Origin of the sequence: Faecalicatena contorta (genome assembly GCF_021531995.1) — a bacterium.
Lineage (GTDB): Bacteria > Bacillota > Clostridia > Lachnospirales > Lachnospiraceae > Dorea_A > Dorea_A contorta_A.
Genome location: NZ_JAFBIZ010000001.1, coordinates 44333 through 57144, shown reverse-complemented (window position 1 = coordinate 57144; position 12812 = coordinate 44333). Strand labels below are relative to the sequence as shown.

The window sequence follows — 12812 nt, the reverse complement described above, 5'->3', positions numbered from 1 at the left end:
AGCGTTATTCCTGGTGCTGATGGGGTATATTACTTATTTTCAGGTGGAGAAAAGTGCCGACATAATCCGAAGTCCATATAATGCAAGACAGGATTCGAATGCAGACCGGGTAGCACGGGGAAAAATCGTTGATAAAAACGGGAACATACTGGCTCAGACCAGTGTGGCTGAAGATGGTTCGGAGATCAGAGAATATCCATTTGGCAATATGTTTGCTCATGTTGTAGGATACAGCACGCATGGAAAATCCGGGATTGAATCTGTTGCAAATTATGATCTTCTGACATCCAATGCATTTTTTCTGGAAAAATTAAAGAATGAATTTCAGGATCAGAAAAATACGGGAGATACGGTAGTGACAACACTGGATCTGACACTTCAGCAGGCAGCGTATAATGCACTTGGCAGCTATAAGGGTGCAGTTGTTGTTATGGATCCGAAAACCGGTAAGATTCTGGCTATGGTATCAAAGCCTGATTATGATCCCAATACGGTCGATGTGAACTGGGACAGCCTGAATACGGATGAAAACAGTGCGCTTCTGAATCGTGCGACGCAGGGGCAATATGCACCGGGATCGACTTTCAAAGTGGTTACAGCACTTGAATATATGAGAGAATATTCGGATTATTCTTCTTACACCTATAATTGTACAGGGGCGATCGAACAGGATGGGATTACGATTCACTGTTATAACGGAAATGTGCATGGACAGCTGAACCTTCAGGATAGTCTTGCATATTCCTGTAATGCTTCATTCTCTAATATCGGACTGTTGCTGGATTCGGATTCCTTCAAAAAAACGGCGAAGGAAGTTCTGTTTGATTCAAAGCTTCCATGTGATCTGCCTTATAGTAAGAGCAGTTTTACGCTGGATTCATCCGCAGGAAACGGGACAAAGATGATGACTGCCATGGGACAGGGAGAGACACAGGTGAGTCCGTATCATATGGCGTTGATTACGTCTGCAATCGCCAATGGCGGAACATTGATGAAACCATATCTGATCGATAAAGTAACCAATTATTCTGGAACGACCGTAAAAGAAACGGAACCGGAAGAGTACAGACAGTTAATGACGACAGAAGAAGCAGCGCAGCTGAAGGAGTATATGAAGAGTGTTGTGGATTATGGAACTGCATCCGTGCTTGCGGGTCAGAGCTATACAGCTGCAGGTAAGACGGGAACTGCTGAGTACAGTTCTGACAAGGAAAAAGACCATTCATGGTTCATCGGAATGAGCAATGTAGATAATCCGGAGCTTGTAGTCAGCATCATCATTGAATCTTCCGATGGAACTGCAAAGGCTGTGAATATTGCAAAACAGATTTTTGATGCATATTATTATTAATCTGATACCGACTGAAAATCTGAAAAACGGGTATGCTATAAGAGACACAAAAAGGAGCAGAAAAGATGAGATATTACAGACATCTGTATCTGATGGAAGGACTGAAAAAAAAGGAAGAGAAGATCATTCGCAAGCTGGAGGAAGATAAATTTCAGCCCAATATCCATATTATTACACTGGCGCAAAATGAGGCGAATCATCTGGAGATTTATAATTCCATCGTATTATTACAGCCCGGTTTTCCTAAAGATGATTTTCTGGTGGTCGGAATAGCAAAAGGATATGATGACGCTGTAGAATTAGTGGAACTTATTACGCAGGAAGTGTATAATGAGACCAGAGGAACGGATATCCGGGCTTATATATTAAAAAAAGAACAGGAAGAATAAGATGCTACATATTCTATTATTAATCTTAAAAATCATAGGGATTATCATTGCGGTAGTGCTGGGAATACTGGTATTACTGGTTTGTATTGTTCTTTTTGTACCGGTCCGATATCGTGCTGATGCCTCATGTGAAGGCAATCCGGATACAATCAGGGCTGTCGGAAAGGTGACATGGCTTTTGCATCTGATAAGAGCGGATGTTTCTTATAGTGAGAAAAAGCTGAGCTGGCGGATCAGGATCGCCTGGAAGGTGTTGAAAAATGAACAGGAGGATTCCGTGACCGTTGAAGAAGAGGTGGAAGAGGATGAAGAAGAACTGGCAAAAGAACTTGCAGAAAAAATTGAAAAAGAAATGGAAGAAGAATCTGAAGAAATATTGGAAACAGATCAAAAGAGTCTGGAAGAAAAAAAAGAAGAGCCTGCGGAAGAAAAACGGCTGGAAAAAAGTGATGGGTGTGACAAAAGCATTCCGCAAAAAGCTGAAGAAAAATCCGGATTATCTGAAAGAACTGAAAGAAAAGGCCGCACTTCTGATCCGAAAAAGAAAACGTTGATTCAGAAGTTGGGAGATAAGATCCGAGGAATATTCCAGAAGATCAAATGTACAATTCAAAAGATCTGTGATAAAATGAAGCTATTATCAGAGAAAAAGAACAAGATTACAGAGGCCCTGACGGATGAAGTACATCAGAAGGCATTTTGCAAAGTGAAAAAGGAAGTTTTTAAACTTTTGAGAAGATGGAAACCGAAACGGGTACATGCGGATATTCATTATGGATTTGAGGATCCATGCATGACCGGGCAGGTGTTGGCTGCTTTGAGTGTCATCTATCCTTTTATCGGTGATCATCTGCATGTGCAGCCGGATTTTGAACAGAAGATTCTGGAAGGCTCTGCGGAGGTGAGCAGTGGTATCAGACTGATTTCGGCAGTATGCCTGCTCTGGAATCTGTTATGGTGTAAGGAAGTCCGGAAAACCTATCATGATATCAGGAGTTTTGAATTATAAGATAAAACAGGAGGAAAGAATATGGCAGATAATAATTTTAAGGGAACAGTAGAAGCCCTGTTTCATGGAATGGATGGGGTCGTATCTACGAAAACGGTAGTCGGAGATGCAATTCATATTGAGGATACGATCATCCTTCCGCTGGTAGATGTGTCGTTTGCAGTCGGAGCCGGAGCATTCAGTGACGACAAAAAGGAGAAAGGAGCCGGTGGAATAGGAGGAAAGATGACACCTAGCGCAGTTCTTGTGATTCAGAACGGTCATACCAGGCTTGTCAATATCAAGAATCAGGATACCATGACCAAGATCCTTGATATGATACCGGATGTTATGGATCGCTTTACTTCCAAAAAGGAAGATAAGATGACAGAAGAGGATGTGAACAGTATCCTGGATGAGGCTTCCGGGGAATAATAGTGTACTGCAGTGCATAAGATAGAGAAAAAGGCAGGGGTGGCATGCGTGAAACGAGTTGTCGGGTTTGCCCTGTTCTGGGTGGCAGTCGGTATCGTACTGACATTTGTTCTGCCCAATACATTTTTAGAAGTTTTATGTATTGTGTTTTGCGTAGCCGCAGGGTATTGTCTGTTCTGTGGTTAAAAAAGTTGTCAGGTTTCTATAAAAATATGAAATAATACTTGCAATTCGTGAATTGTTCTGTTAAAATAACTATTGTTGCGAGTTTGTATTAAGAACTTATTATGAGCGTTAGGAGGTGCAGTCATGGCAAAATGTGCTATTTGTGAAAAGGGTGCTCACTTTGGAAATAATGTAAGCCACTCTAATAGAAAAACACCAAAGATGTGGAAGTCTAATGTAAAGTCTGTTCGTGTTAAAACAGAAAACGGAGCTACAAAGAAGATGTATGTTTGTACTTCTTGTTTAAAATCAGGAAAAGTTGAGCGTGCATAGGAGAAATTAAAACTCAGATTTCGCTTTGGAATCTGGGTTTTTTATTGCCCTTGTTGAACGGATCCATGGTTTTCGTGTTGTAATATAAAGAAAAGCAGAGTATAATATTCTTAATATTATGTCTGTATGAGATAGATTAGAATCGGAGGTTGTAGATATGAAAGGATGTATGAGTACAGATCTGGGAATCGTAACGATTGATCCGGAAGTGATTGCAAAATACGCAGGAACGGTAGCTGTTGAATGCTTTGGTATTGTTGGTATGGCTGCTGTGAATATGAAAGACGGGCTTGTTCATCTGCTTAAGAAGGAAAGCCTTACAAGAGGAATTCAGGTAAACATTGATGAGGAAAATCATATCAGTATTAACTTCCATATTATTGTGGCGTATGGCGTAAGTATTTCTGCTGTTACTGAAAATCTGATCAGTGATGTAAAATACAGAGTTGAAGAATTCTCCGGAATGCCGGTTGATAAGATTAATGTCTATATTGAAGGCGTCAGAGTCATCGATTAGTATTTAGGTTAAGGAGGAACAAAGGAAGTGGCTACGAAAACAATAAATGTGGACATGCTTGCAAAGATGTTTTTAGCAGGTGCCCAGAATATTGAAGCTAAGAAAGAATATATTAACGAATTAAACGTATTTCCGGTACCGGACGGGGATACCGGAACCAATATGTCTCTTACGATTATGGCTGCTGCAAAAGAGGTAACAGCTCTTGAATGTCCGGATATGAAAGATCTTGCCAAAGCGATTTCATCAGGATCTTTGCGCGGAGCAAGAGGTAATTCCGGTGTTATATTGTCACAACTTTTGAGAGGATTTACAAAATCCATCCGTGAAGAAAAAGAAATCGATGTACTGGGGCTTGCTGCGGCATGTTCCAGAGCAAGAGATACTGCATACAAAGCAGTTATGAAGCCCAAAGAGGGAACGATTCTTACCGTTGCAAGCGGAATTGCAGAAAAGGCTGCTGAGATGGCAAATGAGACGGATGATCTGGAAGTCTTTTTGCCAAAAGTGTTGGAATATGCAGAGGAAGTACTCGCAAAGACTCCGGAGATGCTGCCGGTTTTGAAGGAGGCAGGAGTGGTAGATTCCGGTGGACGGGGGCTTCTTGAAGTCCTTAAGGGGGCATATGATGCATTCCAGGGAAAAGAAGTTGATTACAGTGCAATAAAACCGAGTGCGGGTGTGACCGTCACAAAAGTAAATGCAGAGGATACTGCAGATATTAAGTTTGGTTACTGTACAGAATTTATCATTTTGACAGAAAAAGAATTTACCGAAGAGGACGAACGTGATTTTAAAGGATATTTAAGTTCTATCGGTGATTCTATTGTATGTGTGGCAGATGATGATGTTGTAAAGATTCACGTTCATACGAATGATCCGGGACTTGCAATCCAGAGAGCGCTGACTTATGGACAGCTGTCACGTATGAAGATTGATAATATGCGTGAAGAGCATCAGGAGAAGCTGATTCGTGATGCGGAAAAGCTGTCAGCTCAGCAGGCTCAGGAGGATGCAAAAAAGAAAGAAGCAGAGCCAAGAAAACCAATGGGATTCATTGCTGTATCCATAGGGGAAGGATTGAATGATATTTTCAGAGAACTGGGTGCAGACTATATCATTGAAGGCGGACAGACGATGAATCCAAGTACTGAGGACATGCTCAATGCGATTGATCAGGTGAATGCTGACACGATCTTTATCCTTCCGAATAACAAGAATATCGTTCTTGCTGCTAACCAGGCAAAAGCGCTGGTAGAAGACAAAGAGATCGTAGTGATTCCTACAAAAACTGTACCGCAGGGAATTACTGCAATTATCAATTATATGCCGGACGAAGATGCTTCAGCAAATGAAGAGACGATGCTGGAAGAGATTCAGAATGTAAAGACCGGACAGGTGACGTACGCAGTCAGAGACACGCATATCGATGATAAAGAGATCCATGAAGGTGATATCATGGGTATTGGAGATCACGGAATCCTGTCTGTAGGCAAAGATATTGAGGCAACAACAAAGGATATGCTTGCTCAGCTGGTTGATGAGGATTCAGAACTGATTAGCCTGTATTACGGAGAGGATGTAACAGAAGAGGATGCTGAGAGGTTTTCCGGCGAGATTGAAGCATTATATCCGGATGTTGATATTGATGTGCATTCCGGTGGACAGCCGATCTATTATTATGTTCTTGCTGTAGAATAATTTTAAAATGATGTAATATAACAGAAGATGACCAGCTCTGAAAGAGTTCCGGGATATCCCGGGAGAATCGGAGTCTGGTTTTCTGTATTTTTTGGATATATCGGAGATAATATGATTGAAAAAACGGATATTGGGGAATTAAAAGGAATCGGAGAAAAGACAAAAAAGCTTTTCCAGAAGATTCACATAGAGACGGTTGGGGATCTGATTCATTATTATCCAAGAGGTTATGACATATACGAGAAGGCTGTTCCAATTAACGAACTGGAAGAAGAGAAGACACAGACAGTAGCCGGTGCCATATATGGAAGGGTACAGGTGTCTGGAAACCGTAATATGCAGATCACGACGATCCATGTAAAAGACCTTACCGGTACATTGAAAGTCGTCTGGTTTCGCATGCCATTTCTCAGAAACACACTCTCGAACGGAGGATCGATTACTCTGCGGGGGAGAATTGTGAATAAAAAAGGAACTCTGGTGATGGAACATCCTGAGATATTTTATCCGGCTGATAAATATGCAGAAAAGCTTGATGCCATGCAGCCAATCTACAGTCTTACGGCGGGGCTGACGAATCATATGGTGATGAAGGCTATGAAACAGGCTCTGGACGGTCTGGATTTGACCAGAGATATCTTTCCGAAAGAGTTGCGGATAAAGTATGGTCTTGCGGAATATAATTATGCGATACGCGGGATTCATTTTCCGGAAGACAAGGAAGTATTTTACCATGCCAGAGAGCGATTGGTGTTCGAGGAATTTCTGGGATTTATCCTGTCTCTTCGAAAACTGAAAGAAAAAAATGAAAAGCTTGCCAATGAATATGTGATCGAGCCGAAGCCTGAAGTTGATCTGCTGATTCAGAATCTTCCGTATGAGTTGACGGGGGCTCAGAAGAAGGTCTGGAAAGAAATATCCTCTGACATGGCATCGGATACGGTCATGTCCAGGCTTATACAGGGAGATGTGGGATCGGGTAAGACGATCGTGGCAGTACTGGCGCTCCTTGCGGTTGCGTTGAACGGATATCAGGGAGCGATGATGGCACCGACAGAAGTGCTTGCAAGGCAACATTATGAATCGATTACCAGAATGTTTGAAACCTATCACATCCCTGTTAAAATTGTATTATTAACAGGTTCTATGACAGCCAGAGAAAAGAGAAAAGCATATGACAGGATTGAATGTGGACTTGCCAGAATTATAATCGGAACGCATGCGCTGATTCAGGGGGCAGTCAGTTACGATAACCTTGCACTTGTAGTCACCGATGAGCAACACAGGTTTGGAGTCAAGCAGAGAGAAACGTTTGCCAGAAAAGGCGGGGAGCCACATGTCCTGGTTATGAGTGCGACTCCGATACCGCGTACACTGGCAATCATCCTGTATGGTGATCTTGATATCTCGGTGATGGACGAACTGCCGGCAAACCGCCTTCCAATCAAGAATTGTGTGGTTGATACGGGATACCGGAAGACAGCATATGCATTTATGAAAAAGCAGATTGCAGAGGGCAGACAATGTTATATTATCTGTCCGATGGTGGAAGAAAGCGAAAATCTTGAAGCTGAAAATGTAATCGATTATACACAGAGACTGCAGCAGGAGATGGGAGATGCAGTCAGAGTTTCATATCTGCATGGGAAGATGAAGCAGCCGGAAAAAGATGATATTATGGATCGTTTTGGGAAAAATGAAATACAGATTCTGGTATCTACAACGGTAATTGAGGTTGGAATTGATGTTCCGAATGCGACCGTCATGATGATTGAAAATGCAGAAAGATTCGGTCTGGCACAGCTCCATCAACTGCGGGGACGTGTTGGAAGAGGAAAATACCAGTCTTATTGCATCTTCATGAGTGCGTCTAAATCAAAAGAGACAAAAGAAAGACTGGATATTCTGAATCATTCCAATGATGGATTTAAAATTGCAAGTGAAGATCTGCGCCTTCGGGGACCGGGCGATTTGTTCGGAATCCGTCAGAGCGGACTTATGAACTTCAGGATCGGCGATGTGTATCAGGATGCAGGAATTCTTCAGATGGCCAGTGAAGCTGCAGAAGAGATTGAAAGAACGGATCAGCAATGGCTGAAAAATCTGCCAGATTATGAAAACACTTCTAGTGTAATAATCTGATTCCTCCATATACTATGGATGTAACAACAAAGAAAAAGTTACAAGAAGGAGGAGTATAACAATGGCAAATCGTTCATCAAACAGAGCAGCCGTACCTGAAGCAAAGGGCGCATTAGACAAATTTAAATATGAGGTTGCAAGTGAACTGGGAGTACCGTTATCTGATGGATATAACGGAGACCTGACATCCAGACAGAATGGTTCTGTTGGCGGTTATATGGTGAAGAAAATGATCGAACAGCAGGAAAAACAGATGGCTGGTAAATAATCAGAAAGAATAATGAAATGGGACTATTGCAGAGGCGCTGCAACGGTCCCATTTTCAGTGTGTATCAAATCTATTCGTCCCACCCTTCGTAGAAACGGATATTTACAGATATGTTTCTGACGATTTCTCCCTCTTTCAGGTTCATATCACTGATATCAGAAACATATGGCATCAGAGGTTCCTCTTCTGAGAGCTCCAGTGTAATCCAGTCGCGCATGGCATCATTGGCACTGTCAATCGCATCGTCCAGGGTCTCGCCTTCTCCGTAACAACATTCCAGGTCAGGAAAGTAACCTTCATATCTGCCATTTTCTGTTTTGTGAAATACTGCGGGATATATAAATTTCATAAATGCCTCCTGAATATATTGGTGTCCAGTACCATATTATAAGTGCTTTCGTGACAGAAAACAATAGAAAAATGTGAGAGATCTGAAAATAATGCTTGCCAAGGTGGATAAAATAAGATAGCATAAAAGATAGTTAAAACTTTAACGCGAGAAAAGGAGAACAGATAATATGCTGGATATCAGTCATCTCGGAGACAGAATACGATCTCACAGGAAGAAGAAACTAATGACTATAAAAACATTGTCTCAGTATACAGGACTTTCGGTCGGATATCTGAGTACACTGGAACAGAATAAAACAACACCGAATATGGATAGTAATGACTAGATGAAAAGGCTGCTGTAAAATGAAAAATCGTTTTGCAGCAGCTTTTTACGGTTCCGGTCTTAGCGTTTCAGGAATATTCTTCTGATCATGTTATTAAAATGATAATAACAGACGTAAAACAGCGAGGAGAGGAATATGGCAAGGATTCTGGCGGTATTCATAAGCCTGATGCTGTGTATACAGCCTGTATATGCGACGTCAGCAAGAGAGGACGAAAATGACGGCCAGACAGCGGAGGAACAACAGAAAACAGAACAGCAGGAATCAGGGCTGCAGATCACTGCTCCTTCTGCAATCCTGATGGAGGCTTCGACCGGCCAGATAATCTATGAAAAGAATCCGGATGAACAGCTTCCGCCAGCAAGTGTGACGAAGGTGATGACGCTCCTTTTAATCTTTGATGCACTCGAGTCAGGTCAGATAGGGATCGAGGATGAGGTGACTACCTCGGAATATGCTGCGTCTATGGGAGGTTCACAGGTGTTTCTGGAGCCGGGAGAGACGCAGACGGTTGAAACCATGATCAAATGTATCTCGGTTGCAAGTGCTAATGACGCCTGTGTGGCGATGGCGGAATACATCTGCGGAAATGAAGAAGAATTCGTTGCGCAGATGAATCGGCGTGCCGGAGAGCTTGGAATGGAGAATACACATTTTGTGAACTGTAACGGACTGGATACGGATGGACATCTTACCACGGCGAGAGATATTGCACGGATGTCCAGGGAGCTTATCACTACATATCCTCAGATCTATGATTATTGTAAGATATGGATGGAGAATATTACGCATACTACAAAAAAAGGAACTTCGGAATTTGGGCTTACTAACACAAATAAGCTGATTCGCCAGTATGAATATGCCACCGGACTGAAGACTGGCTCTACCAGCAAAGCGAAATTCTGTGTTTCTGCAACGGCCAGAAAGGATGGAACAGATCTGATTGCAGTGATTATGGCGGCTCCGGACAGCAAAACGAGGGTAAAAGATGCCATTACACTTTTGAATCATGGGTTTGGAAAATGTCAATGTTATGAAGAAAAAGAAGTATTGTCCATAGAACCGGTCAAAGTGTCAAAGGGAGTGGAAAAGATCGTGAATGTCAGGCAGGAGAAAATGTTTTCCTATGTAGATACAACGGGAGCGAACCTGAGTCAGATCGAGCGAAAAGTAGAAGTGAAGGAACCGGTGAGAGCGCCGGTAAAAAAAGGACAGAAGGTGGGTGAAGTCGGATACTATCTTGAAGAACAGAAGATTGGAAGTGTGGATATTGTTGCGAAAGAGACTGTGGAAAAAATGAATTATCAAAGCGCGGTGAGTGATACACTGGAAGAATTCCTTCTGTAACAGAAAGCGCATAATAAAACAGGAATTGTTTCCCTGTACGACTGACAGGGAAACAATTCCTGTTTTCCTTTCTCTGATTGCAAATTCTTACGAATAATTATATAATGATGCAAGACGAAAGGGAGAGAAGCATTTGAAGATTATACTTGGCATTTTAATTATAATGATTGTACTTGTTCTGCTGGAAAATCTCAGAGAACTTCGGAATTTTAAAACTACATTTTATCAGATCACATCATCAAAGTTTGCTCAGTTAAAAGAAGTTAAACGTGTATTATTCCTGAGTGATCTGCATAATCGAAGCTATGGAAAAGATAATGAGAAACTGCTGGAGGAGATTGGAAGGATTCACCCGGACGGTATTCTGATCGGGGGTGATATGCTGGTCAGAAAGGATGGAAATTCGTATGAGGGGACGATGGCTTTTCTTGCAAAGCTTCCGGATATCTGCCCGGTCTATTATGCCAATGGCAATCATGAGCAGAAGTTAAAAGAACTTCCGGAACACTATGAGCAGTCATACGAGACATATAAGGAACAGCTTGTGAAAGCAGGGATTCATATTCTGGAAAATGAATCGTCTGTATGGGAGCTGGGGGGTGTCAGGTTTGTGATTACAGGGCTTGAGATTCCTCTTTCGGGATACAGACATTTTGGGTCAGAGAAACTTCCGGTATCTGTCATCACTGAGCTGATAGGGAGACCGGGAGCAGGATATCAGATTCTTCTTGCGCATAATCCGGATTATGTAAAAGAATATCAGGCCTGGGGTGCGGACCTGATTCTCTGTGGTCACTATCATGGAGGTGTGGCCAGAATTCCGGGAATTGGCGGAGTCATTGCACCAAATTTCAGATTGTTTCCGCAATATTCCGGAGGTATCTACCGTGAGAAAGATACGGTTACGGTTGTGAGCAGAGGACTTGGGACGCATTCTGTGCCGATCCGGATCCTGAATCCGCCGGAATTGATCGTGCTGGAGTTTTCCGGCGATAATGCTTGAGTAATGAAGAAAAATCCTGTATAATAGTAAAGTTATTATGACCGGGTATCATGTCCGTGTCTGACAGGGCCATGAATAGAAGATAGATGAAAAATGAGGAAAAGCAATGGGAATTCCGGTAAAACTTCAGGTGTTTGAAGGTCCTCTGGATCTGCTCCTGCATCTGATTGATAAAAATAAAATTGATATATACGATATCCCGATTGTGGAAATCACAAATCAATATATGGAATATATTAAGGCCATGGAGGAAGAGGATCTGAATGTCATGAGTGAGTTCCTTGTCATGGCAGCTACACTTCTGGATATTAAGTGCCGGATGCTTCTTCCGAAGGAAGTAAATGAAGAAGGGGAGGAAGAAGATCCAAGACAGGAACTGGTGGAACAGCTTCTGGAGTATAAGATGTATAAGTACATGTCTTACGAACTGAAAGACAGGGAGCTGGATGCAGAACAGGTGATGTATAAGGATCCGACGATTCCGGAAGAGGTGCGGGAATATGAAGAACCGGTGAATATGGATGCACTTCTTGGGGATCTTACACTGGCGAAGCTGAACCGGATATTTCAGGATGTGATGAAGCGTCAGGTCGATAAGGTGGATCCGGTCCGCAGTAAGTTTGGAAAGATTGAAAAGGAAGAAGTGACACTTCCGGATAAGCTTTCTTATGTAACTGCGTATGCAAGAGAGCACAAAAAGTTTGATTTTCGGGAACTTTTATCCAGTCAGAGTTCAAGAACGCAGGTGGTGGTTACATTTCTGGCGATTCTACAGCTGATGAAGGAAGGCGTAATCTATATTGAGCAGAATCAGCCATTTGATGAGATTACCATAACATCCAGAGTGGATGACGATAATGGGGAAAGGTAGAATGGAAGAATTGGAGATTAGTAAGTTGGAAGGTGTAATTGAAGCAATTTTATTTACCATGGGAGAATCCGTGGAGTTAAGTAAAATTGCATCTGCAATAGAACATGATGAAGCTACAACACGCAAGATCATACATCAGCTGATGGACAAATATGACGCGCAGGACAGAGGTGTGAGGATCATTGAACTGGATAATTCCTTTCAGATGTGTACCAAAAAAGAAATGTATGAGTATCTGATCCGGGTGGCAAAGCAGCCGAAGCGATATGCGCTTACAGATGTTCTGCTTGAGACGCTTGCGATCATTGCATACAAGCAGCCTGTAACGAAGCTGGAGATTGAGAAGATCCGTGGAGTGAAGTCTGATCATGCGGTTAATAAACTGGTAGAATACAACCTTGTGTGTGAGCGTGGAAGAATGGATGCACCGGGAAAGCCGATTCTTTTTGGGACAACAGAAGAGTTCCTGCGAAGATTCAGTGTGCAGTCACTGGAAGAACTTCCAAGTCTGAATCCGGAACAGGTGGAAAGTTTTAAAGAAGAAGCAGAGGAGGAAGTGCAGCTTCGGCTGGATATCTGAGAATACCGGCATAGAAGTGTTGGAAGACACATATATTACATTAAC

Annotated in this window: 16 protein-coding genes; 15 read left to right on the top strand and 1 reads right to left on the bottom strand. The window is 42.3% G+C overall.

The genetic code is table 11. The features are described from left to right. The first annotated feature begins 19 nt into the window (after positions 1 to 19). The 10 genes from JQM82_RS00285 (at position 20) to JQM82_RS00240 (ending at position 8289) form a co-directional block, all read left to right on the top strand. On the top strand, positions 20 to 1351 hold the full coding sequence (locus JQM82_RS00285; protein WP_235247851.1) for a peptidoglycan D,D-transpeptidase FtsI family protein: 1332 nt from the start codon (positions 20 to 22) through the stop codon (positions 1349 to 1351). 65 nt (positions 1352 to 1416) lie between these two features. Further along, positions 1417 to 1740: a hypothetical protein gene (locus JQM82_RS00280; RefSeq protein WP_235247809.1), complete on the top strand. Its 324-nt coding sequence runs from the start codon at positions 1417 to 1419 to the stop codon at positions 1738 to 1740. Between the two features lies 1 nt (position 1741). Continuing rightward, the gene (locus tag JQM82_RS00275) at positions 1742 to 2749 is read left to right on the top strand and encodes a DUF2953 domain-containing protein (protein ID WP_235247808.1); all 1008 of its coding nucleotides are present in this window, start codon (positions 1742 to 1744) and stop codon (positions 2747 to 2749) included. Positions 2750 to 2770: 21 nt separating this feature from the next. Beyond that, on the top strand, positions 2771 to 3163 hold the full coding sequence (locus JQM82_RS00270) for a GerW family sporulation protein (protein WP_235247807.1): 393 nt from the start codon (positions 2771 to 2773) through the stop codon (positions 3161 to 3163). 48 nt (positions 3164 to 3211) lie between these two features. Then, on the top strand, positions 3212 to 3349 hold the full coding sequence (locus JQM82_RS00265) for a hypothetical protein (protein ID WP_235247806.1): 138 nt from the start codon (positions 3212 to 3214) through the stop codon (positions 3347 to 3349). Between the two features lie 123 nt (positions 3350 to 3472). Next, positions 3473 to 3661: a 50S ribosomal protein L28 gene (gene rpmB / locus JQM82_RS00260; protein ID WP_235247804.1), complete on the top strand. Its 189-nt coding sequence runs from the start codon at positions 3473 to 3475 to the stop codon at positions 3659 to 3661. Between the two features lie 157 nt (positions 3662 to 3818). Further along, positions 3819 to 4178 carry an Asp23/Gls24 family envelope stress response protein gene (locus JQM82_RS00255; RefSeq protein ID WP_235247803.1) on the top strand — a complete coding sequence of 120 codons (360 nt, stop codon included), beginning with the start codon at positions 3819 to 3821 and terminating at the stop codon, positions 4176 to 4178. Between the two features lie 27 nt (positions 4179 to 4205). Beyond that, the gene (locus JQM82_RS00250) at positions 4206 to 5879 is read left to right on the top strand and encodes a DAK2 domain-containing protein (protein WP_235247802.1); all 1674 of its coding nucleotides are present in this window, start codon (positions 4206 to 4208) and stop codon (positions 5877 to 5879) included. A gap of 111 nt (positions 5880 to 5990) precedes the next feature. After that, positions 5991 to 8021: an ATP-dependent DNA helicase RecG gene (gene recG / locus JQM82_RS00245; RefSeq protein WP_235247801.1), complete on the top strand. Its 2031-nt coding sequence runs from the start codon at positions 5991 to 5993 to the stop codon at positions 8019 to 8021. A 61-nt stretch (positions 8022 to 8082) separates the two neighbouring features. Beyond that, a complete protein-coding gene (locus tag JQM82_RS00240; RefSeq protein WP_158367849.1) occupies positions 8083 to 8289 on the top strand; it encodes an alpha/beta-type small acid-soluble spore protein in 207 nt (68 codons plus the stop codon). 70 nt (positions 8290 to 8359) lie between these two features. Here the strand turns inward: JQM82_RS00240 and JQM82_RS00235 are convergent, their stop codons facing one another. Further along, on the bottom strand, positions 8360 to 8638 hold the full coding sequence (locus tag JQM82_RS00235) for a type II toxin-antitoxin system HicB family antitoxin (protein ID WP_235247800.1): 279 nt from the start codon (positions 8636 to 8638) through the stop codon (positions 8360 to 8362). Positions 8639 to 8807: 169 nt separating this feature from the next. On the opposite strand from JQM82_RS00235, the gene JQM82_RS00230 reads away from it, so the two are divergent. From JQM82_RS00230 to scpB, 5 genes are all read left to right on the top strand, one after another. Beyond that, positions 8808 to 8966, top strand: a complete 159-nt coding sequence (locus JQM82_RS00230; protein WP_235247799.1) for a helix-turn-helix domain-containing protein — start codon at positions 8808 to 8810, stop codon at positions 8964 to 8966. A gap of 135 nt (positions 8967 to 9101) precedes the next feature. After that, complete coding sequence (locus tag JQM82_RS00225; protein ID WP_235247798.1) at positions 9102 to 10313, top strand: D-alanyl-D-alanine carboxypeptidase family protein; 1212 nt, start codon at positions 9102 to 9104, stop codon at positions 10311 to 10313. 133 nt (positions 10314 to 10446) lie between these two features. Next, positions 10447 to 11316 carry a metallophosphoesterase gene (locus tag JQM82_RS00220; RefSeq protein WP_235247796.1) on the top strand — a complete coding sequence of 290 codons (870 nt, stop codon included), beginning with the start codon at positions 10447 to 10449 and terminating at the stop codon, positions 11314 to 11316. A gap of 106 nt (positions 11317 to 11422) precedes the next feature. Further along, positions 11423 to 12187, top strand: a complete 765-nt coding sequence (locus JQM82_RS00215; RefSeq protein WP_235247794.1) for a segregation and condensation protein A — start codon at positions 11423 to 11425, stop codon at positions 12185 to 12187. Position 12188: 1 nt separating this feature from the next. Further along, positions 12189 to 12767 (top strand): SMC-Scp complex subunit ScpB, encoded by a 579-nt coding sequence (scpB, locus tag JQM82_RS00210; RefSeq protein ID WP_235247850.1) that lies wholly within the window; start codon positions 12189 to 12191, stop codon positions 12765 to 12767. Positions 12768 to 12812 lie beyond the last annotated feature (45 nt).

Coding starts and splice junctions, on each gene's coding strand:
- JQM82_RS00285 (WP_235247851.1), top strand. CDS start 20: ATGGGGTATATTACTTATTTTCAGGTGGAGAAAAGTGCCGACATAATC.
- JQM82_RS00280 (WP_235247809.1), top strand. CDS start 1,417: ATGAGATATTACAGACATCTGTATCTGATGGAAGGACTGAAAAAAAAG.
- JQM82_RS00275 (WP_235247808.1), top strand. CDS start 1,742: ATGCTACATATTCTATTATTAATCTTAAAAATCATAGGGATTATCATT.
- JQM82_RS00270 (WP_235247807.1), top strand. CDS start 2,771: ATGGCAGATAATAATTTTAAGGGAACAGTAGAAGCCCTGTTTCATGGA.
- rpmB (WP_235247804.1), top strand. CDS start 3,473: ATGGCAAAATGTGCTATTTGTGAAAAGGGTGCTCACTTTGGAAATAAT.
- JQM82_RS00255 (WP_235247803.1), top strand. CDS start 3,819: ATGAAAGGATGTATGAGTACAGATCTGGGAATCGTAACGATTGATCCG.
- recG (WP_235247801.1), top strand. CDS start 5,991: ATGATTGAAAAAACGGATATTGGGGAATTAAAAGGAATCGGAGAAAAG.
- JQM82_RS00240 (WP_158367849.1), top strand. CDS start 8,083: ATGGCAAATCGTTCATCAAACAGAGCAGCCGTACCTGAAGCAAAGGGC.
- JQM82_RS00235 (WP_235247800.1), bottom strand. CDS start 8,638: ATGAAATTTATATATCCCGCAGTATTTCACAAAACAGAAAATGGCAGA.
- JQM82_RS00230 (WP_235247799.1), top strand. CDS start 8,808: ATGCTGGATATCAGTCATCTCGGAGACAGAATACGATCTCACAGGAAG.
- JQM82_RS00225 (WP_235247798.1), top strand. CDS start 9,102: ATGGCAAGGATTCTGGCGGTATTCATAAGCCTGATGCTGTGTATACAG.
- JQM82_RS00215 (WP_235247794.1), top strand. CDS start 11,423: ATGGGAATTCCGGTAAAACTTCAGGTGTTTGAAGGTCCTCTGGATCTG.
- scpB (WP_235247850.1), top strand. CDS start 12,189: ATGGAAGAATTGGAGATTAGTAAGTTGGAAGGTGTAATTGAAGCAATT.